This is a genomic window from uncultured Xylophilus sp. (assembly GCA_913776965.1).
Lineage (GTDB): Bacteria > Pseudomonadota > Gammaproteobacteria > Burkholderiales > Burkholderiaceae_C > Xylophilus.
This window is the reverse complement of record CAJYQL010000128.1, coordinates 95699-121066: the sequence shown is the minus strand read 5'-3', so window position 1 is coordinate 121066 and position 25368 is coordinate 95699. Positions and strand designations below refer to the sequence as shown.

23 protein-coding genes are annotated in these 25368 nt (G+C 63.5%); 10 read left to right on the top strand and 13 right to left on the bottom strand.

The window, feature by feature from the left end:
- Nucleotides 1–35 precede the first annotated feature (35 nt).
- The 7 genes from QZ500_RS18335 to QZ500_RS18305 form a co-directional block, all read right to left on the bottom strand.
- Complete coding sequence (locus tag QZ500_RS18335; protein WP_295857362.1) at nt 36–371, bottom strand: hypothetical protein; 336 nt, start codon at nt 369–371, stop codon at nt 36–38.
- A gap of 29 nt (nt 372–400) precedes the next feature.
- Nucleotides 401–955, bottom strand: a complete 555-nt coding sequence (locus QZ500_RS18330) for a hypothetical protein (RefSeq protein ID WP_295857320.1) — start codon at nt 953–955, stop codon at nt 401–403.
- Nucleotides 952–2220: a D-amino acid dehydrogenase gene (locus QZ500_RS18325; RefSeq protein WP_295857319.1), complete on the bottom strand. Its 1269-nt coding sequence runs from the start codon at nt 2218–2220 to the stop codon at nt 952–954. Before QZ500_RS18325 ends, QZ500_RS18330 begins: the two co-directional genes overlap by 4 nt.
- 212 nt (nt 2221–2432) lie before the next feature.
- Nucleotides 2433–3332, bottom strand: a complete 900-nt coding sequence (locus tag QZ500_RS18320; protein ID WP_295857318.1) for a LysR family transcriptional regulator — start codon at nt 3330–3332, stop codon at nt 2433–2435.
- Between the two features lie 325 nt (nt 3333–3657).
- Complete coding sequence (gene dctP / locus QZ500_RS18315) at nt 3658–4722, bottom strand: TRAP transporter substrate-binding protein DctP (protein ID WP_295857317.1); 1065 nt, start codon at nt 4720–4722, stop codon at nt 3658–3660.
- Nucleotides 4723–4726: 4 nt separating this feature from the next.
- A complete protein-coding gene (locus QZ500_RS18310) occupies nt 4727–5692 on the bottom strand; it encodes a tripartite tricarboxylate transporter substrate binding protein (RefSeq protein WP_295857315.1) in 966 nt (321 codons plus the stop codon).
- A 23-nt stretch (nt 5693–5715) separates the two neighbouring features.
- Nucleotides 5716–6561 carry a hypothetical protein gene (locus tag QZ500_RS18305; RefSeq protein ID WP_295857314.1) on the bottom strand — a complete coding sequence of 282 codons (846 nt, stop codon included), beginning with the start codon at nt 6559–6561 and terminating at the stop codon, nt 5716–5718.
- Nucleotides 6562–6683: 122 nt separating this feature from the next.
- Between QZ500_RS18305 and QZ500_RS18300 the strand changes: the two genes are divergently transcribed.
- Nucleotides 6684–7418, top strand: coding sequence for a GntR family transcriptional regulator (locus QZ500_RS18300; RefSeq protein WP_295857312.1), 735 nt, complete (start codon nt 6684–6686; stop codon nt 7416–7418).
- Between the two features lie 15 nt (nt 7419–7433).
- Here the strand turns inward: QZ500_RS18300 and QZ500_RS18295 are convergent, their stop codons facing one another.
- Nucleotides 7434–8447: a zinc-binding alcohol dehydrogenase family protein gene (locus QZ500_RS18295; protein ID WP_295857310.1), complete on the bottom strand. Its 1014-nt coding sequence runs from the start codon at nt 8445–8447 to the stop codon at nt 7434–7436.
- Nucleotides 8448–8532: 85 nt separating this feature from the next.
- On the opposite strand from QZ500_RS18295, the gene QZ500_RS18290 reads away from it, so the two are divergent.
- Complete coding sequence (locus QZ500_RS18290) at nt 8533–9429, top strand: LysR family transcriptional regulator (RefSeq protein ID WP_295857308.1); 897 nt, start codon at nt 8533–8535, stop codon at nt 9427–9429.
- A gap of 525 nt (nt 9430–9954) precedes the next feature.
- Here the strand turns inward: QZ500_RS18290 and QZ500_RS18285 are convergent.
- Together QZ500_RS18285 and QZ500_RS18280 are read right to left on the bottom strand one after the other, a co-directional pair.
- The gene (locus QZ500_RS18285) at nt 9955–10254 is read right to left on the bottom strand and encodes an H-NS histone family protein (RefSeq protein ID WP_295857305.1); all 300 of its coding nucleotides are present in this window, start codon (nt 10252–10254) and stop codon (nt 9955–9957) included.
- A gap of 154 nt (nt 10255–10408) precedes the next feature.
- Nucleotides 10409–11656 (bottom strand): site-specific integrase, encoded by a 1248-nt coding sequence (locus QZ500_RS18280; protein ID WP_295857304.1) that lies wholly within the window; start codon nt 11654–11656, stop codon nt 10409–10411.
- Nucleotides 11657–12253: 597 nt separating this feature from the next.
- On the opposite strand from QZ500_RS18280, the gene QZ500_RS18275 reads away from it, so the two are divergent.
- The 4 genes from QZ500_RS18275 to QZ500_RS18260 all read left to right on the top strand — a co-directional run bounded on the left by QZ500_RS18275 (nt 12254) and on the right by QZ500_RS18260 (nt 15449).
- Nucleotides 12254–12880 (top strand): DUF4198 domain-containing protein, encoded by a 627-nt coding sequence (locus tag QZ500_RS18275; RefSeq protein ID WP_295857302.1) that lies wholly within the window; start codon nt 12254–12256, stop codon nt 12878–12880.
- Between the two features lie 135 nt (nt 12881–13015).
- Entirely contained in the window at nt 13016–13396 is a 381-nt protein-coding gene (locus QZ500_RS18270) for a hypothetical protein (RefSeq protein WP_366763517.1), read from the top strand.
- Nucleotides 13393–15081, top strand: a complete 1689-nt coding sequence (locus tag QZ500_RS18265) for a PepSY-associated TM helix domain-containing protein (RefSeq protein ID WP_295857300.1) — start codon at nt 13393–13395, stop codon at nt 15079–15081. Before QZ500_RS18270 ends, QZ500_RS18265 begins: the two co-directional genes overlap by 4 nt.
- Nucleotides 15078–15449 (top strand): DUF3325 domain-containing protein, encoded by a 372-nt coding sequence (locus tag QZ500_RS18260; RefSeq protein WP_295857298.1) that lies wholly within the window; start codon nt 15078–15080, stop codon nt 15447–15449. The genes QZ500_RS18265 and QZ500_RS18260 overlap by 4 nt, the downstream gene beginning before the upstream one ends.
- A 110-nt stretch (nt 15450–15559) precedes the next feature.
- Here the strand turns inward: QZ500_RS18260 and QZ500_RS18255 are convergent, their stop codons facing one another.
- Nucleotides 15560–15955, bottom strand: a complete 396-nt coding sequence (locus QZ500_RS18255) for an energy transducer TonB (protein ID WP_295857296.1) — start codon at nt 15953–15955, stop codon at nt 15560–15562.
- A gap of 236 nt (nt 15956–16191) precedes the next feature.
- Complete coding sequence (locus QZ500_RS18250) at nt 16192–16389, bottom strand: hypothetical protein (RefSeq protein WP_295857294.1); 198 nt, start codon at nt 16387–16389, stop codon at nt 16192–16194.
- 25 nt (nt 16390–16414) lie between these two features.
- Here QZ500_RS18250 and QZ500_RS18245 point away from each other — a divergent pair, with 25 nt between their 5' ends.
- Nucleotides 16415–18598, top strand: coding sequence for a TonB-dependent siderophore receptor (locus QZ500_RS18245; protein ID WP_295857291.1), 2184 nt, complete (start codon nt 16415–16417; stop codon nt 18596–18598).
- A 133-nt stretch (nt 18599–18731) separates the two neighbouring features.
- On the opposite strand, the gene QZ500_RS18240 is transcribed toward QZ500_RS18245, so the two are convergent.
- Nucleotides 18732–19709, bottom strand: coding sequence for a hypothetical protein (locus QZ500_RS18240; RefSeq protein WP_295857290.1), 978 nt, complete (start codon nt 19707–19709; stop codon nt 18732–18734).
- Between the two features lie 195 nt (nt 19710–19904).
- On the opposite strand from QZ500_RS18240, the gene QZ500_RS18235 reads away from it, so the two are divergent.
- The 3 genes from QZ500_RS18235 to QZ500_RS18225 are packed head-to-tail and all read left to right on the top strand — an operon-like array spanning nt 19905 to nt 25276.
- Complete coding sequence (locus QZ500_RS18235) at nt 19905–22202, top strand: ATP-binding protein (protein ID WP_295857288.1); 2298 nt, start codon at nt 19905–19907, stop codon at nt 22200–22202.
- Nucleotides 22177–22635, top strand: coding sequence for a response regulator (locus tag QZ500_RS18230; RefSeq protein WP_295857286.1), 459 nt, complete (start codon nt 22177–22179; stop codon nt 22633–22635). The genes QZ500_RS18235 and QZ500_RS18230 overlap by 26 nt, the downstream gene beginning before the upstream one ends.
- Nucleotides 22628–25276, top strand: coding sequence for a response regulator (locus QZ500_RS18225; protein ID WP_295857284.1), 2649 nt, complete (start codon nt 22628–22630; stop codon nt 25274–25276). The genes QZ500_RS18230 and QZ500_RS18225 overlap by 8 nt, the downstream gene beginning before the upstream one ends.
- The last annotated feature ends 92 nt before the right edge of the window (nt 25277–25368 follow it).

Genomic DNA, 25368 nt, shown 5'->3' with positions numbered 1-25368 from the left:
GATTTTTTGATAGATGTATATTAAAGCTTCGATGCTTAAATTAATGGCATATGCTTGTGTACTTTTTCAGCCAAGGCAACATCAGCGATGCCTACGCCTACAGACTTGAAAACGGTTATCCCCTCCAATTCCTTCTCGGCGGACGATTGAGAATTAATCAGATGGCCAATTTCTAGTATTTTCGATTTCAGACTTGAATGGTCTCGTGAAAGTACCAGGTCTCCGGCCTCTCGCATGGCCTGATCTGCTGATTCCACTAATACACGAGCAGCGCGTTCCAGCGTGGTGTCGTCAATTTCTCGGGTGGTAGGCTTAGACGAACCAATGGCTGCCACCAAAGTGTTGGGCTGCAGCCATGCGCCATCAAACAGTGGCTCGCTCGCTCGAGTGGCTGTAATAACTACACGTGCCTCAGATGCGGCAGTTTTGCTTCAACGGTTCGGCTTGCAATACCATACCGCCGTCGAATGTCGGAAACGAAATCCTCACCGTCGACTTGTGCGCATACCAAAATTTCCGAGGCGAATCCTCCCAAGCAGAAAGCCTCGGCATGTGCGCGTGCTTGAATGCCGCTGCCGAAAATCGCGACCGGAACACTAGATGCCCGCACAGAAATGTTTGCTACTAGCCGAGTTACGGCCGCAGTACGTAGGCGGGTGAGTTGATTACCCTGCACTATGCGCACGAGTTTGCCGGTCACTGTCGAGAACAGCGGAATAACGAAGTCGAACTGTCCGGCAACGGTGGGATAGATCTTGGCACCCATTACCTGTTCAGCGCCGTAGATCGCGCCCATCATTGAAAGTGAGGTGTTGTCCGCGAAGATGCGCACGCGCTCTTGCAACTGGGAGGAGCCCCGTCCCAGGTCTGTAAAGGCCGCATGCATTACGTTGACGGCGTCATCCATCGTGATCGCCCGAGCCACGTCTGCGTCAGGGATAAAAATATCGTTCATAGTTTTTTTGGAATAGAAAATGCACTCACTACGGTTCTTGATTTATCGTATGAGGTATCCAGCGAAGTCATTGCGAGGGCCAGTCGATCTGCGGATCCAAAGGCCAACGTCAGACCTAGAGCTCCCTGGCCAACGTTCAAATAAAGGTTGTCGTATTCCGGAGAGCGCCCTATCAGTGGCACCGAATCAGGTGTAGCCGGTCGTAGACCGACCCACGCTTCAGCAAGCCCTACATTCACTGAGTCGCCAAATGCATGGCGTGTGGCATTGATGAGTTGATCAACTCGCGCAGGATTTATGCGTAGATCGTATGTTCCTAATTCCGCCATTCCCGCGACGCGAAGTTTGGAGCCCACTCGTGCATAAACGATTTTGCGAGATGAATCGGTAATGCTTACTGTTGGTGCACGCGCGACGTCGGTCACTGGTACGGTAATGCTGTAGCCCTTAATCGGTTCAACTGGTATGCGAATTCCCAAATTTCGACCGAGTTGAGCGCTACCGACGCCATTAGCCAACACAAGACAGTCAATTGGCAACGTACCCGCAGCCGTGTGAATGCGTGATATCCGCCTGCGATCCAGATCAAATCCAGCAACTGCGGTTTCGTATTTAAAAGTCACCCCGCGCTTGACGAGCTGCTGTTCCAAATCAATACACAATGCATGGCTGTCGACGACACATTCGCTAGGCGTATACACGGCGCCTGCTATCCGTCCGCGAAAAGCTGCAAGAGACGGCTCTATTTGCAGACACTGCATTTCTGACAGCATTTGTTGCTCCGGTCCGCAGCCGGCTTGCAGGTCAACCTGGCGTTGAGCAGTTGCCATTGCTGCTGCGTCTGGCAAGAGGACCAACTTGCCATGCCGGCCGAACGCCAATGCTGCAGCGTCGCTACCTTCGATCCAAAGTTCCGTCTGCTCGCGGCTGCGTTGACCGAGTGCCAGAAGTTCGAGTGCGCCTCGCCGTGCAACGGAACGGCGGCAGGCTGCGAGGAAGGAAGTCATCCACCGCCATTGCGCAATATCCAGGCGTGGGTGTAGGGCCAACGGTGCATCTCCCGCAAATAGCAACTGCGGTAGCTCCGGCAACAAGCTTGGCTGGGCCAGCGGTGCAACGTATCCGTAGCTGAGTTGGCAACCATTGCCTCGACTGGCCCCATTGGCGACGCCAGGGCCAGCGTCGATCACAGTGACTTTCCAGCCTGCACGCACCAGCGCTGCTGCGCTGGTCAGGCCGACGATTCCTGCTCCAATGACGGTCACATGCCGACCGACACACGACAGCAAAGTGGTCTTCTGGCCTGCGTCCCAATAGGCATTGCTACGCTGTAGAGCGGAGGTTGAGGGAGGCGATTGGAGTGGCATGCAGTGGTGATATCCGGTTTTGAGGCCGAATAGTCACTTCTGCAGGCTCGAAGAGGAAGTGAAGAAAAGCGGGTCCGCTAGTCGTTTTGGAATACTTGCCGGGGGGCGGGTCAGATGTGTTCCCGCCCTTTTGCAAACTGTGCACGCAGCATGTCGACGTAATTGTGAAAAGCCGCCGAGTGACTCGCCCCCGCGCGATGGATTGCAAAGGCCCCCACCTCGATAGTTGGTTCCAGTTGCCTAATGGTCATTCCGTGGGAAATGACACTTGCCGTCATCTCATCTACCAGGGTATATCCCACGCCTTCGCGGGCTAGTGCCGCCGCAATGAAGTAGGTCCGCGTTTCAACTTTGGGCGTCGGTTCAGGCAGTTGCATCGATACGTAGACGTCACGGATGCGCTCTGCGAGAGGATCACTTCCCCCGATGCCGATCCAATCTTCCGCCGGGAGAGATTCCAGTTGCACAGGATGCGTGTCTAGCGAGCCGCCTGGCATTGCACGACTGAGATGCACGGTGCGGACGCTACCTAGGAACAGTGCTTCCATGCCCTGCTTGGGCGGTGGCTCGAAACACACCGCCAGATCTAGTTCCTGAGCCACCACTTGATCAGCAAGCTCGTCCCCGTTTGCCGTTGCAATATCGATGGACACCGTTGGATGCCGAGCGTGCAATGTCGCGACTGCGCGCGGAATGAGTCCAAGGCCGAGGCTAGGCAGACAACCTATACGCAGATGTTCTGCAGGGTCTCGCTTCAAGTCACGGGCCACCCGTTTCACGCTCTCAGCATGAGCGAACAGCACCGTGGTTTCGGAAAAGAGCCTTTCCGCTTCTTTGGTGGGTAAGAGTCTCCCCTGGGCGCGCTTGAAAAGGCTTAGGCCCAGCGCGTGCTCAGCCTGCACCAAAGCCTTGCTTGCTGCTGATTGGGAGAGGTGCAGCACATTGGCGGCGCCGCTGACTGAGCCACTGCGCATCACCGCGTGGAAGATCTCGAGATGTCTGAGTCTCATTCGACAAGGGTAGCCCAAGGTCGAAAGATGGCGCTCGGCCTGAGATCGAGGCGTGCCGCAAACATGGATCCACCTTTAGGCAGCGAAGTTGTCTGCAGCTCCTACAGGCGGAAACACCCCCCAGCCGGACTCTCAAAGGAAAAAATGAGGGGATGATAAATCGAGCTAACTCAATATGGCAGGCGGAAGAGACATTTGCAACGCGACGAAATTGAGCCGCCTCAATAGCAGATTATCTCCTCCGTCGTAGTGGGGGTTTTATAAACAGAGGGCCTGAGCGCTGCCGTCTGTTTAACGAGACTGCGCACCAGCCGAGAGCCCTAGTTCAGCGTACATCCATCATCTGACCGTCCGCTTGCCGACTGTATTGAACAATACGAGCGCGATAGTTAGCCAGACTGTCAATTACACGGGCGGCATCGCTATCCCGCGCACGACTGAGCTCTAACTCCTCTGTCGTCGCTTTCTTCAACGCATCAAGAATCTTCAGCGGGAGGGGCCTAATGCGAATGCCTTTAGCCTGAAGCCCTTGCATGGCGACTGCATTTCGGTCTTGCGCCCGCGCGATTGAACGCAGTGCAGCGGCCTGTGCGGAGTGCCTCACAATCTGCTGGAGATCCGGAGCCAAAGCAGTGAATTTCTTCTGGTCCAGAAATACGTGCAGCACTACGTCGGGCTCATGCCAGGGCGCGTAGTAATAGGGGGCGTATTGTGCCAGCGGCAACTGCGCGTCGACTGCGGGTCCTACTACGTCAGCAGCATCGATGCGACCTTCGGCGAAGGCTGCAGCAATCTGTCCGAGCGGCAGGTTCACCGGCACCGCGCCGGCACGTGCCAACACGCGGCCAGGAAACCCGGCTACGCGAATGCGAACGCCACGCAGATCTTCTGGACTTCGCAATTCGCGCGCGAACCATCCGCCCATCTGGACGCCGGTGTCGCCCGCCGCCAGGGGTACGATTCCGTAGGGTGCGAGTAGCGATTCGAACAGGACTTGGCCTCCTCCCTCGTTGAGCCAAGCATGACCCTCGATGGCTGTCAGACCAAAAGGTACCGCCGTGAAAAAGTCGATCGCAGGCACTGCGTCGGCGTAATACTGCGCCGTCGTGTGCACCAAGTCGAACTGGCCATCACGCACTGCTTGGAATAGTCCGGCAGGTTTACCGTGTCGAGCAGGATCAACTACTTCGATTACGAGCCGTCCGCCGGAACTGGCTTTGACCGTTTCAGCGAAGTCGACCGCGGACTCATGCAGGAGTGGCAGGGAGGTCGGCCAAGAGGTGCCCATGCGCCATACGATTGGCGTAGGCGCCTGCGCCCAGGCTGCACCAATGCCCAGCATGAGATAGAGCAGCAAAAACAATGCAGCGTTCAGTGGGACGTAGTTCACTGCATTACTCCGCTTGGATCTTTTTTTCAGCGGCGATCCGAGACCATCGTGCAATTTCAGTCTTCAAATACGCTTGAGCTTGGGCCGGTGATCCGCCGCTGATATCCGTGCTTAATGCAGCCAGCTTTTCGCGCACATCGGGCAGCTGCAGTACCTTGTTCATTGCTGCAGCCAAGATGTCGCGCGTAGGCTCTGGCAGTTGCGCCGGCCCCATCAACATGTACCAAGCGCCGATCTCGTAGTCGGGAACGCCTGCTTCAATCACCGTCGGTACCTCGGGCAAAGTCGGCACTCGCGTGCGGGTCGTTACAGCAAGCGCTCGCAGCTTGCCGGTGCGGATCTGCTGCAGCACTGTCGGTACGGTGTCAAAGTTCACATCTACTTGACCCGCCACCAGATCGACCAGCGCTGCGCCACTGCCACGGTAGGGTACGTGCGTCATCGTTGTGCCCGTCGCGAGCTGGAACATCTCGGCGGCGAAATGCTGCTGTGTTCCGTTGCCCGAAGACGCGTAGTTCAGACCCCCCTTGCGATCCTTGGCCAACGCGATGAACTCGCGAAGATTTTTTGCAGGAAATGCGGTCGGTACTACGATCACCTGCGGCACGCTGCCGATCAGCGTAATTGCCGAGAAATCCGTGGCTGCGGATTTCGCCAGCCGCGGCGTAATGGCGGGGACCATGGCGTTCGAGCTGACGTGACCCAGGAGGAGGGTGTAGCCGTCAGGCTTAGCCTTCGCGACAGCGCCAGCCGCGATCGTGCCGCTGGCACCAGCTCGATTTTCGATCACCACGGGCTGCTGCAGCACTTCGGCTAGGCGCGGAGCAAGCTGGCGGGCGATCAGATCGGTTCCGCCACCCGGCGCGAAGCCAACTAGCAGGTTGATCGGTTTGGATGGGTAGGCGTCCTGCGCCTGCACTGCACCGACAAGGCACAGCGCGGCGAGAACCACGCGGGAAAAAGATCGCATGGTGTTGTCTCCTCCAGCCGGACTCAGTGGAATTCCATCAGGCTGCCGAAGCCCGTGCACTGGTCCTTGATGCCCATCTTGCGCAGCGCCGACCAATAGATGACCGGCCCCGAGGCGAACACAGGTTTACGCAGCCACTTCTCCGCATCATTGGCAACCCGCGCGTAGGCCAGATTAGTGCCCAGCTGCAAGATGGCGTCAGGCTTGCTGGCCTCGCAGCGCAGGGTGGCGTCGGCGAGCTGCTCATAAGTCTGTGATGCGACGTGAATGATGCTTTCGCATTTCAAACCCTCGACGTGCACAACTTCGAAGCCGCGCGATTCGAAATAGCTGATCGCGTTGTGCTCGATCACCGGGTAGTACGGAGTGAGGAGCGCGACCTTCTTGGCACCGCACAGACGGAAAGCCTGTTCTGCAGATTGAGCGCCCATCGTGACCGGAACACCGGACGTCTTCTCCAGATGCTCGAGAAGCGCAAAGCTTCCTTTCTCGCCACCCATGTAGCTCTGCGAAGACATCCCGAGAACCAGATGGTCGATCAGCGCTTCGTTGAGACGCCGCACAGAGTCGTCGAGGTTCGCCGCCACGTTCTTCATGATGATGGACCAGTCCTCATCGGCTGCGATCTTCTGGTTGGGCACGTAGTAGCGATCAACAGCATTGATGACACCGCGTGGCCGCATGTCCATCATTTCGTTCTCGACATTGACGTTGGGTCCTGGCGTCATGATGCCGATGACGCCCCGGGGCCCCAACGCGTTCACATAGCGCCGATCATCGTGTGTAGAACCGTCGATTTCCTTGATGCCCTGCTGAAATGCATTCATTTCATGTCCTTGAGATACTTTAAAGGTCAGTTTTTGCGTCACTCACAACGTTTGTGAATGCATTTAAACTGTAGCTGGTCTTTGTCAAGACTGTCAACTTTTTGCATTCATAGGTCGCTAAAATTTCGTTAGATGGTGCATTAAAGATGCATGAAATACGCAAAATGAATTCAAAAACCGCGTCAACCACTGTGCATACCAGCCTGCTAGAGCGCCTGCGCGAGGTCTTTGTGGCTGGAGAATTCGTTGAGGGAGACAAGGTCCCGGAGGCCGCGCTGTGCGAACGTTTTGGCGTGTCGCGTACACCCTTGCGTGAGGCACTTAAGGTGCTTGCTGCGGAGGGCCATGTAGAGTTGCTGCCGAATCGAGGCGCTCGCGTTCGTGCGCTGTCGATCGCGGAAGCCGAGGGGCTGTTCTCGGTGGCGGGCGCGCTGGAGGCGTTGGCCGGAGAGCAGGCGTGCGAGCGCATCAGCCCGGAGGAAATCGACGCACTACAGACGATGCACGATGAGATGCGTGCATGTCGCAACCGGCACGACATGGCGGCCTACTACGCATTGAATATGCGTATCCACAGCTCTATCGTCGACGCCACCCGCAATCCTGTGCTGATCGGGGTCTACAGCACGTTGAATGCCCGAATCTCGCGCATCCGCTTCGCGTCACCGATGTCCGACGACATCTGGGCGCGGGCCATGGCAGAGCATGAGGGCATGCAAAACGCATTGATGCGGCGCGATGGCGCCGCGCTGTCCAGCATCCTCAAAACGCACTTGAAACATAAATGCGAGAGCATCCTTGCCTCCATGACTGCGCAGCAGGCGGCGACAACGGGGCAGCGTGGTACGAGGCGGCGCAGCACACGAACGGTCGCTGAAGCATCAGCCGTTAGCGAGTGAGCGCACCATTACGCATCAGAATCCTTCGAGGACCACCTTCCCTCGCACCTTGCCGCTTTCGACCAGCGCGTGGGCGCGGCGCAGATTCGACGCATTCACTGTACCGAGATGCTCCGCGAGCGTCGTTCGGAGCCGCCGCTCGTCCACCAGGTCGGCCACCCGATTGAGTAGCAGCCGCTGCTGATCAATGTCTTCTGTCTCGAAGAGCGAGCGGGTGAACATCAGTTCCCAATGCATCGAGATGCTCTTGCGCTTGAGCTTCATTACGTCGAGTGGCACTGCCGGATCATCGATCAATCCAAGTCGGCCTTGAGGGCGTAGACATTCGATGATCTGCTCGTAGTGCTGATCGGTCTGGGTGAGCGATGCGACATAGTGCACCGGTGCTCGGCCAGCGGCTGCCAGTTCGCCCGCGAGGGGACGAGTGTGGTCGATGACTGCATGTGCACCGAGGTCCAGGCACCACTCGCGGGTCTCCGGCCTCGATGCCGTCGCAATGACTTCGAGCTGCGTCAGCTGCCGGGCCAGCTGAATCAGCATAGAACCCACTCCGCCGGCACCACCGACAATCAGCAGGCGCTCGCCGGCTCCCCCTCCCTCGCGTATTCCAAGCCGCTCGAACAACAACTCCCATGCCGTGATCGCAGTCAGTGGCAACGCCGCTGCCTGTCCATCGTCGAGACGAACCGGGGCGCGGCCAACAATTCGCTCGTCCACTGCGTGGAGTTCGGCATTGGTGCCAGTCCGGGCAATGGAACCGGCGTAATACACACGGTCTCCTGGACCGTAGTGCTGTACGTGCTGGCCGACCGCCTCGACCACGCCTACTGCGTCCCAGCCTAACACTTTGGCTTGGCCGGCCTCTGGCGTCACACCGCGTCGGATCTTGGTATCGACGGGGTTGACCGATACCGCGTGTACCCGCACTAGGAGGTCACGCGGGCCAATCGTGGGCGCAGGCAACTCGATATCGAGCAGGGCGTCGGGATGATCAATGGAGAGGGGGTGAAAGTAGCCGATGGCTTTCATGGAATGCTTTGCGCGTTGGTGGTGAACAAACTTTAGAATTTCAGTATTCATTTGATAAGCCGTCTCGCCGAAGAAACATCCACAAATGAAGATTGAAAGTACTGCCGACTTGAATTTGCTGCTGCAGACTGCGCAACAGGGTTCACTTTCCGCGGCAGCACGCGCAGTAGGTTGCACTCCTGCAGCAGCCAGTGCTGCTCTCAAAAGGATGGAGCGGCAATTGGGTGTTCGACTTTTTGAGCGGTCGACCCGGGCGTTGCGGCCGACGGAGGAAGGCGAGCGACTACTTGACTATGCACGTCGGGCGCTGGAATTGCTCCAAGAAGGGGAAGCGCAGGCCACAGCTGGATCAGATGCCTTGATCGGCAGTGTGCGGCTGTCCGCACCCTCAGATCTGTCGCGCAGCGTTCTGCTGCCTTGGCTCGACGCATTTCTTCAGGCGCATCCCGGGGTGCAGCTCACACTGCATGCAAGCGATCGCGTGCAGGACATCGTGCGCGACGCAGTCGACCTAGCGCTGCGATATGGCGTCTTGGCAGATTCGCAATTGGTAGCCCGACCGCTCGCGATCACGGAGCGGGTTTTGTGTGCTGCACCGGCTTATATTGAACGTCATGGCACTCCGAGATCGCCCCACGACCTCCTCAACCACAACTGCCTGATCTTTCACATCGGCTACCAGCGCTACACGACATGGCAGTTCGTTCGGGACGGTCAGGCAACTGCGGTGCGGGTGTCGGGCGACCGCAGTGCCGATGATGCAGCGATCGCGCATCAGTGGGCGGTTGCTGGCGCAGGTGTCCTCTACAAAGCTCGTCTCGATGTAGAAGGGGATCTACGGGCAGGGCGACTCCTCAGGCTTTTGCCTGAGTGGGAGGGGGAGCGCTATGAGTTGCATGCTGTCATGCCTAGCGGTCGATTTGTACCGCAAAGAGTACGTGCGCTCGTCGACTTTCTAGCCATGCAATTCGCTCGAAACTGAAAAAAGCTCTGGACGCTGCGTGGGCGTGGGAGCAATCGAGCTCTCAAATTGCAGATCCATTGTGGCGCCGAGGATGCTGGCACTTTTAATGCGTCGGATGCAAAACTTCGATAACTAAAGATACGCGACGCCCAGAAGCGCGCTACCGGTCCTCGCACGAATCGAAGGACGCAAGATGATTAGTACGACGCTCGGCCGTAGCAACAGCCAGTCGGCAGGTCATCAGCAGCGCCGGCAGCGTCGACAGTCGGCATGGTGGCAAACATGGCCTTTCTGCCTCGCGGTCCGAATAAAAACGCCGCCGTACCAAGCCCGCAGGACCGCTTTCGCTGCTAGCACTTGCGGTATCGCATTCCCCTAGAAAAGTTCTCGGTTTCGCGCGCGAAAGTCGTGGGGTGGACCTTGGGCACCCGCTGGACCCTCACCACCACAAAAAACGAGGGGATGATAAATATTAGTATCATCCCCTCGCTTTAATGTTCTTGGTGCTGAGATTTCATCGAATACTTAGCGTCACCTAATCAGTCATTGATTGATAAGGAAATCGTCCCGGTTCTTGTCCTTAATCCACAGCGGAGGCTTGCCTCGCCCCGTCCACGTGGCGCCAGTCGACGGGTCACGATATTTAGCTGCAACGGCCGTGCCTTTTGCCGAACTTACCTTGCGAGTCGAGCCAGACGGAAAAATGTCTTCTTGCGTTAAACCAAATTCGTCGATCATGGCGCGCACCCGTTGCACAGCGGCGCTCATCTCGGTTTGGCGTGTCTCAGCGATTTGCTTTTCGAGTTGTTCGCGTTGCTGCAGAAGTTCTTTGTAGCTTGCCATCAATGGCTCCCAAGTTAATTGTGGTGAGCATACTAACTCAGCTAGGCAAGAAAAGCAGGAATTGTTCAATCGAAATACCCTTCCGCGTTTTCGAGTCTTTGCAATTGCCTCGTCAATCACGCCCTTAGTAACGTCGATGATTGGGCTCTGCAACCTATTTGTCGTTGCTGGTTTGCGCAGCTTTCGACCAATCCTCCATCAACTGCAGCCGCCTTTGCGCCATATCACCTCGCGCATAAGCTCGCACCGTCTGATCCCCCACCACGTGCGCCAGCGCCATCTCCAGCAGTTCATGCGGATAGTCCGTCGCCTCCATGCCCCAGACCCGGAAGCTCGATCGGAACCCGTGCATGGTGTAGTTGAACCCGAGCCTTCGCAGCAGCTGGGTGAAGGTCATATCGCTGTAGGCCTGACCCTTCGGGTTGCAAAAGATCAGTTCCGGGTCGCGGAAGCCTGCATATTCCTGCTGTTGCTTTGCTTGGCGCAGGATCTCCTTGGCCCGCGCTGACAGTGGCACCCGGTGCTCCCGGCTAGCCTTCATCCGGTCACCGGGAATGGTCCAGTGCTGCATCTGGGCATCCACCTCTGCCCATCGTGCTCCTCGCACTTCGCCCGAGCGCGCAGCCGTCAAGATCGTGAACTCGAAAGCCAACTTGACTTGGGTAGTGGCGGTGCTCTGTCGGACCGCATGAAGGAGGGCAGGGACATCCTTGTACGGACACGAAGCATGGTGCTCGACCTTACGAGCACGGTCGTTGGTACCCAGCGCCAGCTTGACTTGCTTCCATACCTCAGCGTCCAGACCCAGGCAGTAGTCCTTGGCGGCGCCGTAGTTCATCACGGTACGAATGCGCTGCAGGACCCGGCTGGCAGTCTCGGCTTTGTCCTTCCAAATGGGGGCCAGCGCTTTGACGATCTGGGGCTTGCCTACTTCTCCAATTGGTAGGTCTCCAACGGCCGGGAAGGCGTAGGTCGCCAGCGTGTTGATCCACTGCTCGCCGTGCTTGGCGTTCTTCCACTCGTCTTTGTGGGTGTGGTGGTATTCCTGGGCGCAGTGCCGAAAGGTGGTGCTGGCTTGAACTTGTGCTTGGGCCTGCGCCTCGGCAGCCACTTTCTCGGCTTTGCGGGCGGCCTTGGCTTTCTGGCGTTCGCCGACCGGGTCGATGCCGTCTGCGATCTGCTGGCGAAAGCGGTTAGCGCGTATTCGGGCTTCAGCCAGGCCGAAGTCGTCGATCGAGCCCAAACCCATTTCCCGCGTTTTGCCTTCCATGGTGTACCGCAGGATCCAAGAGCGGCCGTGGCAGTTTTTGGCTACTTGCAGGTAGAGGCCGTGGCCGTCCAAGTGGTAGCCCGGTGGTTTGCTACGCAGGTCGACGGGGCGCAGGAGTTGGCGGTGGGTCATGTTGGGCGGGGTAAGGGTGGGGCCATAACGCCGGCGGTCGGCGCAAAGCCAATAGGGCGGGCATACCGGCCAACGCTCAGAAAGAAAGCCACCCGGAGGGGCGTATTTACCCTTCATGTTACCCACATTATTAACTGCATACTAGTGCTTTTTCTTGCACGGTGGTGCACATGACGGTATGGCTAACCCGTTGCCCCTACGCAATTTTTGCACTGGCATGGTTGCCCTTGCACTGCGTTGCAGTTAGGATGTTGCGGTCTGAGCTTCCGCCAGCGAATGTACGAAACGGGCCTGCGGGCCCGTTTTTCGTTGGGCTTTCATCGCTGGCCGAACGATGAGGCGGTGGATTGCGGGACCGTGTGAATCGAGGCATTCACCCGCCCCAGGCGAGGCCGACGGTGCCGAGCCATGGCAAATCCGGTAAGCCAGCGGCAGGTAGGTCACCCGAGTTCCGACAACTGCGCGTGAACGCGTGGACGCGTAATGCGACCGCAGTTACGTTGACGGTCTGCAGTTTCCACACCGCTTGTTCCTGCAACTCCACAGCAAACACATAGAATAAGAACAATTCGTGTTTATTTCTCATTGAGAGTTCCTATGCTCAAACCCACTCTGTTCGCGGCCCTGCTGACCACCTTCGGCTGCGCCCAGGCTCATGTCGTCTGGCTGGAGCCGGTGGGTGCCGACGGCACGGCGCGCGCCTATTTCGGCGAATGGGCGGACGACGTGCGAGAGACCGACACCGGTTACCTGAAGCTCGTCACGGCGCCGCGTGCACCTGCACCCGACGGCACGCTGCTGCCGGTGATGCGCCACCACGACCATCTGATGTTCCAGGCCGCACCGCAGGCCGACGCACGGCTGGTGGGCGGCTATGTCAACGATAAGGGCACGATCAGTCTCTACCAGGCCAAGACCGGCCGCACCGAGACGCAGCCGCGCAACCCGCTGGAATTGGTGCCCACGGCGCCGAACGCCAACACCTTCGTGCTGCTGCTCGCCGGCCAGCCGCTGGCCGGCAAGGACGTCGTGCTGTCCGGGCCGCCCAAGTGGGAGAAGAAGTTCAAGACCGACAACCTGGGCCGCGTGACGCTGCAAACGCCGTGGCCGGGGCAGTACGTCGCGGAGATGGTCCACCTCGACACGAACGGCAGCGGCTCCTGGGACGGCAAGCCCTACAGCCAGACGCGGCACGTGGCGACCCTGACCTTCCTGGCACCGTAGCGTTCCTCGGCCGGGGCGCTTCGCGCCTCGCCGTCCATCCTGTACGGGAGACATCGGCCGACCGGCACCGCCGGATACCCGATGTCCTCGACTGAAAAGCCCGCGCGCTGCATGTTCCGGTCCTCGACCTCGCCGATGAATTCCTCCGTCCCGCCCCGTCCATTGCCGTCCGCCTCGCGCGCCGAGGCCTCGCCCTCCATGCGCGGCCGCGGGTGGCTTGCGGGCAGCACGGGGCTGCGCTACAGACTCGGCGTGGCGGCCCGCACAGTCGTGGCGATCGGCGGCGGCTACGGGCTGTCGGCGCTGGTGGCGGCGACGCTGTCGGTGTGGCTGCCGATGACGCGGGTGGAGGCGGTGGTCACCGGCACGCTGGCGGCGTTCGTGGTGTATCCCTGCGCGGTGATGGGTGTGTTCGCCGCCCGCAGTCTCGCCCGGGCCTATGCCGGGCTGCTGGTGCCGGCCGCGGTGCTGGGTGCGCTTCTGCTCGTGCACCTGCGGACGGGAGTCCTGCCGTGAAAGAAGGTTTCCGCCAGTCGATGGCCTGGCTGCACACCTGGAGCGGCCTGCTGGTCGGCTGGGTGCTGTTCCTGGTGTTCTGTGCCGGTACTGGCGCCTACTTCAAGGACGAGATCACCTTCTGGATGAAGCCGGAGCTGCATCGGTCGGCCGCCACGCCGGTCACGCAGGAGCAGACGGCTGAGCGCTCGGTGGCCTTCCTGCAGCAACGCGGGCCGGACGCGGTGCGCTGGTTCATCGGCCTGCCGACCCAGCGCGAGCCGACCGCGCGCCTCTTCTGGAACCCGCCGCCGAAGCCGCTGCCGCCGGGCGCCGAGAAACCCCGCCGCCAGCGCTTCGAGAGCGCCAACCTCGACCCCGCCACCGGCCAGGCCACGGGCGAGGCCCGCGCCACCCGCGGCGGCGAATTCATCTACCGCCTGCATTTCGACCTGCACTACATGCCGGCGCTCTGGGCGCGCTGGATCATCGGCTTCTGCGCGATGTGCATGCTGGTCGCGATCCTGAGCGGCATCGTCACCCACAAGCGCATCTTCCAGGACTTCTTCACCTTCCGGCCGAAGAAGGGCCCGCGCAGCTGGCTCGACGCCCACAACGCGACCGCGGTGCTGGCGTTGCCTTATCACCTGATGATCACCTACACCGGGCTGGTCACGCTGATGTTCATGTACATGCCGTGGGGCCCGCAGGCGGCCTACCGGGGCGACACGAAGACCTTCAACGCAGAGATGTTCCCCGCCGATGCCACCCGCGGCGACAAGCCCGCTGGCCGCGCCGCGCCGCTGGTGCCGATGGCGCCGCTGCTGGCGCAGGCGCGGTCGCACTGGGGGCCGGACGCTCAGGTCGGCCGGATCGTGGTGATGCATCCGAACGATGCCAACGCCACCGTCACCATATCGCGGCAGGAAGGCCACGACCTGTCGTTCGAGCAGCCGTCGATGGTCTTCAGCGGCACCACCGGCGCGCTGCTGTCCACCCACGGCGACCGCATCGGCCCGGCGGCGGAGACACGCGGCGTGCTCTACGGGCTGCACGTCGGCCGGTTCTCCAGCCCGCTGATGCGCGGCCTGTTCTTCCTTTCGGGGCTCGCGGGCTGCGCGATGGTCGCCACCGGCCTGCTGCTCTGGGCGGTGAAGGAGCGACAGAAATGCGCTAAGGCGTTGAAGCAGGGCGGCCGGGTCGGCTTCGGCGTGCGCTTGGTGGACGGACTGAACGTCGCCGCCATCGCGGGTCTGCCGATCGCCTTCGCCAGCTATTTCTGGGGCAACCGCCTGCTGCCGACGGGCTTGGCGGACCGGGCGCAGATGGAAATCCACCTGTTCTTCGCCGCCTGGGCGATGGCGGCGGTCGCAGGCCTGGCCTGGCCTTCGCGGCGAATGTGGCAGATCCAGCTGGCAGCCGGTGGCGCCCTGTTCGCCGGCGTGCCGATGCTCAATGCGCTGACCACGCACAGCCACCTCTTCATGGCGATACCGGCGGGGCTGTGGAGCGTGGCCGGCTTCGACCTGGTCTGCCTGGCCCTCGGCCTTGCGCTGCTGGCCGCCGCGTGGACGGTGGCGCGCCCCCGGCCTGCCGCGCGGCCGAAGCCGGTCCGCGCACTTTCAGGCGCACCGGTCGACCCGTCGGCGCATCCGCCAGGACCGTCTTCGGCGACGGCTCGCAACCCGGCGGGCGCCGCGCCATGAGCGCGACCGTGCTGTGGATGGCGGGCGCCTTCGCGTCGGCGCTGGGCGGCTTTTCGGCGCTCGGGCTGGCGATGGACCGGCATTTCGAGGACGGCTTCGGCCGCGGCCGCACCTCCGACCGCGCGCGGCCCTGGTTGCGCGTGGCGGGTGGGCTGGGCCTGCTGTCGTCGCTCCTGGCCTGCTGCGTGCTGCGCGGCAGCGCCCAGGGCTGGGTGCTGTGGTTCGGCATGCTGACCGCGAGCGCGGTGGCGGTGGTGCTGGTGATGAGCTATGCGCCGCGCCAGTCGGCACGGGTGCTGGTCGCGGCCGGTGCGGTCGCCGTCCTGACGCTGGCCGCAGGTTGCTGGCGCTGGGACGGATGCTACTGAATCAATAGCTGCATGCGCCCGTCCAGCGGGCGCAGAAGACCGATTTCCTTCACATTTTTCCCAGGCCTGCGGTTCGAACGGCCGATCCGCGGTCGGCTGGGCGAGACCTCTCAAAAGCCGAAGCGCGGTGCGCTGTCCGGCGACGAGTGCCGGCGCCGGAAGAAGTGCATCGGTGCGATGGCGGTCACCGGCACCGCGACGCCGTCGACCTCGTAGGGTCGGAAGCGGGCGGTGCGCATCGCCCGGATGGCCGCCGCGTCGAGCGTGCTGTTGCCGCTGCCTTGCAGCAGCGCCACCCGCTGCACCGCGCCGTCGGCCGCCACGTGGACCCGCATGGCCGCGGACCCGCTGGCGACCGGTTCGCCGCGCTCGGCCCGGTCGAGCGGTACGGCCACCCGGATCGGCGCCAGCGGACGCAGCGCCTCGATCGGCACCGTGCGGGCGGGCCAGGGCTCGTCGTCGGCCGGGGTGGCGCAGCACGACAGGAGCAAAGAGACGGTCGCCACAGCAGTGCCCGCAAGGAGGGAACGACGGCGACTGCCGGGTGCTGGAGTGTCGATACGGGAGGACGGGCAGGGCACGGCCGGATGGTCGATCGATGGGGCGGCGCTGTCTGCAAGCGGTGGTAAGAAGGCGGTGAGGGTCGCTGCGGGTGTGCAACGCCGTAGACGCAGCGACGCCTGAACGGCAGGGGGCCGGTGCGTGGAGGATCGGTACGCCATTTCTCGCGTACAGGAGGCGTTCAAACCCGATAGTCCGTCGGCGCCATGCCGACGAGATCCGGGTTCACAATCCAATGAATAAGAATTACAATCAATTGCATTAGCCAAGCCGCGGGCGGCGCTGTCATGAAGGCACGTCCCATCCGGTTCAGCCAGAGACCCGAGCGGGTCGTGATCGTCCGGCGCTGGCTTTGTCCGTTTTCTTCGTCCTGGTGCATCGCGGCGCGTACCCAGGACCTATTTGTGAAGAAAACCGTACGTGCCGACAGGTACTTTCCCTCTGCCCGCGCCATCTGCCGTACCGGCCGCTGGGGCGTCGTGCTGCTGGCCGCATCGGGCGTGCCGGCCTGGAGCCAGGATGCCGCGCCCAGCGTGGCGGAACTCGGCTCCGTCACCGTCAGCGGGGCGCGCGAAAGCGCCTCCACCCGCCTGCCGCTGACGCCCAAGGAGACGCCGCAGTCGGTGAGCACGATCGGTCGCCAGGAGATCGAGCAGCGCGCGCTCACCAGCGTCGACGCGGTGCTGCGCAGCGCCACCGGCATCCATGTCAGCTTCTACGACACGCAGCGGCCGCTGTATTTCGCACGCGGCTTCCAGATCACCGATTTCCAGATCGACGGCCTGCCGACGTACAGCAGCAGCACCAACCAGGAGTTCGATACCGCGCTGTACGAGCGCATCGACATCGTGCGCGGCGCCAACGGCATCCTGACCGGTGTCGGCACGCCCTCGGCGACCATCAACCTGATCCGCAAGCGGCCCCAGCGCACCTTCGGCGGCTCGGTGGCGCTGACCGCCGGCTCCTGGGACTTCTACCGCGGCGAGGTCGACCTGAACCTGCCGCTGAATGCCGATGGCAGCGTGCGCAGCCGGTGGGTCATCGCACCGCAGAAGCGCCAGAGCTTCCGCGACCGGTACCAGGAAGACAAGTACGCGCTGCTCGGCGTGGTGGAGGCCGATCTCGGCAGCGCCACGGTGGTGTCGCTCGGCTACCAGCGCCAGAACAACGACCCGATCGCCGGGCTCTGGGGCACCATTCCGCGCTTCACGACCGACGGCGGCCTGGCGAACCTGCCGCTGTCGAGCAACTTCTCGCCGTCGTGGACCCGCTGGTCGCGCGAATCCGGCACCCTGTTCGCGACGGTGGACCACCAGCTCACCGACGACTGGGCCCTCAAGGCGACCTACCAGCACACCGAGGGCGAGACCTTCAGCCTGCGGACTTACGCCTACGGCGCCTCCACCGCGCTGGCGCCGTTCGTCAATCCTGCCACCGGCGCCGGCGTACGCCTGTACGGCGCTGTCGGCGGAGGCACGGAGAAGCAGGACACGCTCGACGCCTACCTCACCGGCAAATTCGCCCTCGCCGGGCGCCAGCACGACCTGACCGTCGGCTTCAGCAGCCTGCGCACCAACACCCGCACCGACGGCTACGCCAGCATTGCGGGATGGAGCTACACGATTCCCAACGTCTACACCTGGGACGGCACCGCGCCCCAGCCGACGGTGGCGCGCACCGGTGCCTTCACCGAGCAGGTCACGCGACAGGATGGCGTGTATGCGTCGGCGCGCTGGCGCCTCTCCGATCGCCTGTCGTTGCTGACCGGCGCGCGGCTCACCAACTGGCGTCGGCAGACGGACAACTTCAACACGACCGGGACGTACACCAGCACCACCGCACGCCAGTCGGTGCGTCGGGAGGCGTCGCCGTTCCTGGGGCTGGTCTACGACGTCACGCCGGAAGTGGCGGCCTATGCCAGCCACACCGGCATCTTCAATCCGCAGAACTACCGCGACCGCAACAACAACCCGCTCGCGCCGGTGGCGGGCACCAGCAACGAGATCGGGCTGAAAGGCGAATGGCCGCAGCGGGGCGTCAGCGCGTCCTTCGCGGTCTTCGAGGTCAAGCAGGACAACTACGGGGTGCGGGACAGCGGCGTACCGGCGGGCACGCTGCCCGACGGCGGCTCGGCGTACGTCGGCGTGCAGGGCACCCGCAGCACCGGCTGGGAACTGGACACCGGCGCGCGCCTGGCGGCAGGGTGGCGGGCGACCGCCGGCATCACGCGGGTGCGCACGCAGCGCAACGCGGCGGACCTGACCTACGCGAACATTCCCGAATGGATCGTGAAGCTGGGGTCGCAGTACCGCTTCAGCGGTCTGCTGGAGCCGCTGGAGATCGGCGGCCAGTTCCTGTGGCAGGGCCGCATGGACGCGTTCAACGTGCCGAGCCCGTCCGGCCCGGCGACGGTGACGCAGTCAACGTTCGGCCTGCTGAACCTGAATGCGTCCTGGCGGTTCAGCGACAAGACGACGCTGCATCTGGCGGTCTTCAATGCGGCGGACAAGCGGTACTGGGCGACCCTCGACTACCCCAACTATGGCGACAGGCGTTTTGCCAGCGTGACCCTGCGCAGCCGGTTTTGATATCCGACGGGTAGCGTCTGTGCCGCATAGGGACGCCGAGGACTGCAAGCCGCGGGGTAACCGGTGGGCCGCCGGTAATGGCGCGACGGGACTTTCGAACGCGGCGGGGCCTTGAACCAGTCGCGCAGGCGCATCAGTAAGATCTGCCAATACCGCGTTCACGCATCCGTCGCGGCGGTCGGCTCCAGTGCCGCATCAGCAGCAAAGAGGTGCCCAGGCTCATTGCCAGCGTCGTGGCGCCGCCGACGACGAGCCATCCCATCGGAACATTGGAGCGGGCCGACAACTCCGTGCGGGGCAGGCCGGCCACGACCCACCAGGGCGTGCCCCTCACTGGGGCGATGGCCGTCGCGACCTCGATCCCTTCTTGCGTCCGGGAATAGCTGACCCCGGGTTTGCCGGACTGGATCAGGGCCTTCAACGACGGCGTGGCGCGGGTTCCCAGGTACTTCTCCTCGTCCCGGGAGCGGGCGACCACGACCATGTTCTGGTCCAGCAGGGCCGCCGTCCAGCTATCGGGCCAGCGCTGCTCCCGCAGCACGACACCCAGAGCCGCGGGCTTCAGGGATATGCGCAGCCCATAGGTTGTGACGCCGTGCATCCGCCAGGGCACCGCGAAGCCGACCGTCAGGTCCGCCAGGGCGCTCTCGATACCCATGCCGGCTATCCAGACGCTGCTGTGGTCGAAGATGGCATGGGCGCCCATGGGCAGCGGTCTCCACGGCGGTGGCCGGTCGTGGGCCAGGTCGGTGTGGAGCACGACATGGCCCGCCCGGTTGAAAGCGGACACGCTGCCCACCGTCGCATCCGTTTTGACAATGGTCTCGGCCATCTTGCGCACCGCGTCCACATCGCCGGCCTGTGCACGTTCCTGGACGGCCAATACCCGCATGCTGGTCAGCGCCCGCTCGGCCTCGCGCGCGATGGCATCGGCGGCCACTTCGGCGTGCCACTGCAGCTCGAGGACGGCGTCGTTTTCCGACATCGCGCCGTGTCGGCCGACGACCCATACTGCGAAGGACAGCACGGGCAGCACTGCCACCAGCTGGGCGGTAACGGCCGCCCGGTAGGGCAGGTGGCGGAACGGTTGGAAGCGAGAGTTCTTCGACATGGCTGGTGCTCCGCAGACATGATGCCGCCGGAGCGGCGATCCGTCGTCAGCAGCCGCAACCTGTGGGCGGACCAGTCGTCGGAGCCTGGCGCTGGGGTTGCACGGCTTGTGGTGCGATGATGGACGACCGCCGGAAGGAGCTGTTTTCCCGGCACCGATCCCGTCCGTGGATGCATTGCCTGCGAATTTGCTGGCATGCTCCCGCTCCTTCGACGCCCTTTCGGCTGTTTTCGTATCCCCGCGCTTGGCTCACCTGTGATACCCACTCCTGTTCCCGATCTCACGGTCTGCGACCGCGAACCCATCCGTGTGCCGGGCGCGATCCAGGCCCACGGCCGCATGCTCGTACTCGATGGCGGGTCGCTGGCGCTCCGCGCCTGGAGCGCCAACTGGGGCGAGGGCGCAGACGCAGCCCGGACGGGCCTCGATGCCGATGTGCTGCGCGCCACGCCGGGCGATGGTTCGTCGGTGCAGGTCGGCACCCTGCGCCTGTCGTGCGAGCTGTATGCCTGCTGGGCGCATCGGACCACCGAGCACCTGATCGTCGAATGCGAACCGGAGCCTGCGGAAAAGCTGCCCGAGGCCCCGATCTACGGTGTGGTGCGCGATTTGCTGCCGCGTCTGCAGGCCGCGCCGACGGTGGAGGCACTGGCAGAACTCGCGGCCGAAGAGCTGCAGCGGCTGACCGGCTTCGGCCGCAGCGTCGTCTACCGGTTCGATGCCGACGGGCACGGCGAAGTGCTCGGCGAGACCTTGCAGGAGGGCTACCAGAGCTACAAGGGCCTGCGCTTCCCGGCCGCGGACATCCCGCAGCAGGCCCGGGCGCTATACCTCGCGAACCGCTTCCGGCTCATTCCGGACGCGAACTACGCGCCGGTGCCGCTGCTGTCGGTGCCGGGCGGTCCGGCGGCGCACGAGATCGACCTGTCGCATGCGTTCCTGCGCAGTGTGTCGCCGGTGCACCTGGAATACATGCGCAACATGGGCACGCCGGCGTCGATGTCGCTGTCGATCATCGTGGACGGCAAGCTGTGGGGCCTGGCCTCCTGCCACGACCATGCGCCGCGCAACCTGAGCCCCGACATGCGGGTCGCCTGCACCCACCTGGGCCAGCTGCTGTCGATGCAGGTCGAGTCCAAGCAGACGACCGCCGATGTCGCCGAGCGGCTCGAACTGCGCAAACAGACGTTGCAGATCGTGTCCCTGTTGTCCGAGAGCGATGCCAGCCTGCGCAGCATCCTCGACGAGCCGGCCGTGCTGCTGCGGATGGTCCGGGCCACCGGCGCCGCCGTGGTGCGCGATGAGGAGGTATGGACGGTCGGCGAGACGCCGTCGCCCGCCGGCGTGCGCGACCTGTCGGGCTGGATCGCGGGGCTGGGGCGCGAGGTGTACGAAAGTTCTCAGATCGCCGAGCACTATCCGCCCGCCGCGCAGTGGCAGAGCGCCATCGGCGGCGTCCTGGCCCTGTCGATCTCGCAGGTCCACCGCCACCAGATCCTGTGGTTCCGGCCCGAGGTGGTGCAGACCGTCACCTGGGCGGGCGACCCGCGCAAGTTTCAGCAGCCGGACGCCAGCGGCCGCATCCATCCCCGCCACAGCTTCGCCCGCTGGGTCGAGGAGATCGCCGGCCGCTCGGTGCCGTGGTCGGTGCCGGAAGTCAGCGCGGCCGGCGAATTGCGGCAGGCGCTGATCGGCATCGTGCTGCGGCGCGCGGAGGAACTCGCCGCCGTGGCCAACGAACTCGGCCGGGTGAACAAGGAACTGGAAGCCTTCTCGTACAGCGTGTCGCACGACCTGCGTGCGCCGATGCGCCACATCTCCGGTTACGTCGATCTGGTGATGGACAGCGAGAAGGCCCTGAGCGAGCGGTCGCACCGCTATCTCGGCCATGTGAAGGACGCAGCGGGATTCGCCGGCCAGCTGGTTGATGCACTGCTGGACTTTTCCCGCATGGGCCGCACCGCGCTCAATCTCAAGTCCATCGACACCCGCGCCCTGGTGCATGCGCTGACCCGCGAGATCGCCCGCGCCGAGCCGCACCGCACGATCGAGTGGCGCATCGACAGCGACCTGCCCCACCTGACTGCCGATCCGCTGCTGCTGCAGGTGGTGGTGCGCAACCTGTTGACGAATGCTGTCAAGTACAGCCGTACGCGGGATGTGTCCATCGTGGACATCCGCACGATCCGTAACAATGCCGGGACAGGATTGGAAGTTCAGGACAACGGCGTCGGTTTCCAGATGCAGTACGTCGCCAAACTCTTCAACGTGTTCCAGCGCCTGCACCAGACCGAAGAGTTCGAAGGTACCGGCATCGGCCTCGCCAACGTCAAGCGGATCGTGGAGCGCCATGGCGGCACGGTCTGGGCGCGCGGCGAACTCGACCACGGTGCTGCGTTCGGCTTCGTGCTGCCGCCGTACACCCCGAAACTCCAGGCCCTAAACCCCTTGGACAACACTCCCGCCCATGCTCAAGCCCATCCTCCTCGTTGAAGACGATCTTCGCGACCAGGAACTGACGTTGCTGGCGCTGGAACGCAGCCAGCTCGCCAACGAGGTCGTACTGGTCCGCGACGGCGCATCCGCCCTCGACTACCTGCGCCGCGAAGGTATGCATGCCGACCGCGAGCCCGGCAATCCGGCCATCGTGCTGCTCGACCTGAAGCTGCCGAAGGTCAACGGACTCGAGGTGCTCGAAGCGGTGCGCGCCCACCCGGCGCTGCGCAGCGTGCCGGTGGTGATGCTCACCTCGTCGCAGGAGGAAAGCGATCTGGTGCGCAGCTACGAACTCGGCGTCAACGCCTATGTGGTGAAGCCGGTCGACTTCAAGCAGTTCGTGTCGGCGATCTCGGATGTCGGCGTGTTCTGGGCGGTGCTGAACGAGCCGCCGCCCGGGTCGCAGCGCGCCGGCCGACGATATGAGTGACGACCGCACGGCGCCCGTAGCGGCGCCCGACGATGCGCACCTGAGCGTCCTGCTGCTGGAAGACTCCGCGTTCGATGCGGAATTGCTGCAGGAGCAGCTGCTGCGCTCCTATCCGCACGCGACCCTGCAACATGTGCGGGACGGCCGCAGCTTCGCGGCGGCGATCGCACGGGGCGGCTTCGACGTGATCCTGTCGGACCACGACCTGGGCGGCTACACCGGCGTCGAGGCGCTGGACCTCGCCCACGCGCAGGTGCCCGACGTGCCGTTCATATTCGTCTCCGGTGTGATCGGCGAGGACAACGCCGCCGAACTGCTCAAGCGCGGCGCGACCGACTACGTCAGCAAGTCGCGGCTCGCCCGCCTGGACATGGTGCTGGAACGGGCACTCCGCGAAAAACAGGAGCGGATCGCCCGCGTCCAGGCGGAAGCGGCCCTGCGGACGGCGCGCGAGCAGGCCGAACGCCTTGCGGCGGAACTGGAATTGCGCGAACAGCAGGTCAAGGCCGGCGAGGAGCGGCTGCACAGCGCGACCGAGGCCGGCAACATCGGCATCTGGCAGTTCGATCTGGCGACCCAGGAACTGTTCGCGTCGGACCACTGCAAGAAGAATTTCGGCCGCGATCCCCGGCTGCCGTTCACCTATGCCGAACTGACGGCAGCGGTCCACCCGCACGACCAGCAGCGCATGCGGGCCGCCGTCGCGCACACCGTGGCCACCGGCCAAGACTACCGGATCGAATACCGGGTGCTGCGGCCCGACGGTCAGATGGCCTGGGTCCGGGTCGAAGCCCGTCTGGAGCACGATGCGGACGGGCAGCCGCTGCGGATGGTCGGCATCTCGCAGGAGGTGACGGGCGCGGTGCTCTCGCGGCGCCGGGGCGAGTTGCTCGAGTACCTGGACAGCCATGTGTTCTGGGGCAAGCCCGATCCGGCGGAGATCGCCTACGGCGTGGTGGAAGCGCTAGGCCGCATCCTCGACGTGGACCGTGCCGGGTACGGTGTCGTGACCGACCAGGGCGAGACACTGACGATCGAACGCGACTGGACTGCGCCCGGCCTCGATATCCCCACGCTGTCCGGTCCCTACCGGTTTCTCGATTTCGGCAACTACGTCGACGAGTTGCGGCGCGGCGATACGGTTGTGGTGCCCGACGTGCGCACCGACCCCCGCACCCGCGACAATGCGGACCCGCTGACAGCGATCGGCGCCCGTTCGTTCATCAACGTGCCGGTGAGCGAGGGCAGCGGCCTCGCGGCGGTGCTGTACCTTGCGCTGGGAGCGCCGCGCACCTGGACGGACGAGGAGAAGAGCCTGGTCCGCGAGGTCGCGCACAAGACCCGGCATTCGATCGAGCGCCGGCGCGCGGAACTGAAATTGCATGCCTTCGCCAATTCGCTCGAACGCAAGGTGCAGGAGCGCACGGCCGAGCTGATGCAGTCCGAGGAAGCGCTGCGGCAGTCGCAGAAGATGGAAGCGGTCGGCCAGCTCACCGGCGGCCTGGCGCACGACTTCAACAACCTGCTGGGCGCGATCTCGGGCGCGCTGGAACTGCTCAAGCGGCGGATGGGCCACGAGGAGATGGTGACGCGCTATGTCGAGATCGCTCAGAACTCGACCAAGCGTGCCGCGGCTCTCACCCACCGGCTGCTGGCGTTCTCGCGCCGGCAGACGCTCGAGCCCAAGGTGGTGAACGTCAACCAGCTGATCGGCGGCTTCGAGGACCTGGTGCGCCGCACGATCGGGCCGCAGGCGGTGCTGGAAGTGGCGGCCGGCATCGGCACTTGGCCGGTCGAGGTCGATCCGGGCCAGCTGGAAAACGCGCTGCTCAACCTCTGCATCAACGCGCGCGACGCCATGCCCGATGGGGGCCGTCTGCTGATCGAGACCTCGAACTGCCCGCTGGAGGGCGAGGCCGCCCGCCGGGAGCGGATGCCGCCGGGTCCTTACTTGTCGATTTCCGTGACCGACACCGGCACCGGCATGACGCCCAGCGTGATCGCGCGCGCCTTCGATCCGTTCTTCACGACCAAGCCGCTCGGGCTCGGGACGGGGCTGGGCCTGTCGATGGTGTACGGCTTCGCCAAACAATCCGGCGGCCATGTGCGGATCTATTCGGAGGTTGGCCAGGGTACGACGGTGCGCATTTATCTACCGCGCCACCTGGGCGACGACGCCGTGGTGGAGCCCGCGGGTCGGCAGACAGGCGTCTCCGCCGCCCAGGGGCAGGGCGAGACGATCATGGTGGTCGACGACGAGGAAGCCATGCGTATGTTGATGGCCGAGCTGCTGCAGGACCTGGGCTACCGCGTCCTGCAGGCCGCCGAGGGTGCGCGGGCGATCGAGATGCTGCAGGCCGAGAAGTCGGTGGCGCTGCTGGTCACCGACGTGGGGCTGCCCGGCGGCATGAACGGCCGCCAGGTGGCCGACGCGGCGCGGACCCTGATCCCGCAGTTGCAGGTGCTGTTCGTGACCGGCTATGCCGAGACCGCGGTGCTGAGCCATGGCCATCTGCCGGCCGGCATGCAGATCCTGACCAAGCCGTTCGAGATGGAGATGTTCGCGCAGAAGGCGCAGGGGCTGATGGCGCTGGCATCGTCGCGCTGTACCCAGGCCCCGGTAGCTGCGGAGCCGTCGTAGCGACGGGGCGTCGCGCCGCGCACGCGGCATGGTTTGAAGCCAAATGATGCGTTTGCGCAGAGGGCGTCTTCGTAGAACGCTATGAAATTTAT

Bases quoted from the DNA above. Each gene is read 5' to 3' on its own strand.
- QZ500_RS18250 (WP_295857294.1), bottom strand. From the start codon at position 16,389: ATGCACCAGGACGAAGAAAACGGACAAAGCCAGCGCCGGACGATCACG.
- QZ500_RS18275 (WP_295857302.1), top strand. From the start codon at position 12,254: ATGCTCAAACCCACTCTGTTCGCGGCCCTGCTGACCACCTTCGGCTGC.
- QZ500_RS18290 (WP_295857308.1), top strand. From the start codon at position 8,533: ATGAAGATTGAAAGTACTGCCGACTTGAATTTGCTGCTGCAGACTGCG.
- QZ500_RS18225 (WP_295857284.1), top strand. From the start codon at position 22,628: ATGAGTGACGACCGCACGGCGCCCGTAGCGGCGCCCGACGATGCGCAC.
- QZ500_RS18230 (WP_295857286.1), top strand. From the start codon at position 22,177: ATGCTCAAGCCCATCCTCCTCGTTGAAGACGATCTTCGCGACCAGGAA.
- QZ500_RS18310 (WP_295857315.1), bottom strand. From the start codon at position 5,692: ATGCGATCTTTTTCCCGCGTGGTTCTCGCCGCGCTGTGCCTTGTCGGT.
- QZ500_RS18330 (WP_295857320.1), bottom strand. From the start codon at position 955: ATGAACGATATTTTTATCCCTGACGCAGACGTGGCTCGGGCGATCACG.
- QZ500_RS18235 (WP_295857288.1), top strand. From the start codon at position 19,905: ATGCTCCCGCTCCTTCGACGCCCTTTCGGCTGTTTTCGTATCCCCGCG.
- QZ500_RS18280 (WP_295857304.1), bottom strand. From the start codon at position 11,656: ATGACCCACCGCCAACTCCTGCGCCCCGTCGACCTGCGTAGCAAACCA.
- QZ500_RS18240 (WP_295857290.1), bottom strand. From the start codon at position 19,709: ATGTCGAAGAACTCTCGCTTCCAACCGTTCCGCCACCTGCCCTACCGG.
- QZ500_RS18285 (WP_295857305.1), bottom strand. From the start codon at position 10,254: ATGGCAAGCTACAAAGAACTTCTGCAGCAACGCGAACAACTCGAAAAG.
- QZ500_RS18260 (WP_295857298.1), top strand. From the start codon at position 15,078: ATGAGCGCGACCGTGCTGTGGATGGCGGGCGCCTTCGCGTCGGCGCTG.
- QZ500_RS18295 (WP_295857310.1), bottom strand. From the start codon at position 8,447: ATGAAAGCCATCGGCTACTTTCACCCCCTCTCCATTGATCATCCCGAC.
- QZ500_RS18300 (WP_295857312.1), top strand. From the start codon at position 6,684: ATGAATTCAAAAACCGCGTCAACCACTGTGCATACCAGCCTGCTAGAG.
- QZ500_RS18320 (WP_295857318.1), bottom strand. From the start codon at position 3,332: ATGAGACTCAGACATCTCGAGATCTTCCACGCGGTGATGCGCAGTGGC.
- QZ500_RS18270 (WP_366763517.1), top strand. From the start codon at position 13,016: ATGAATTCCTCCGTCCCGCCCCGTCCATTGCCGTCCGCCTCGCGCGCC.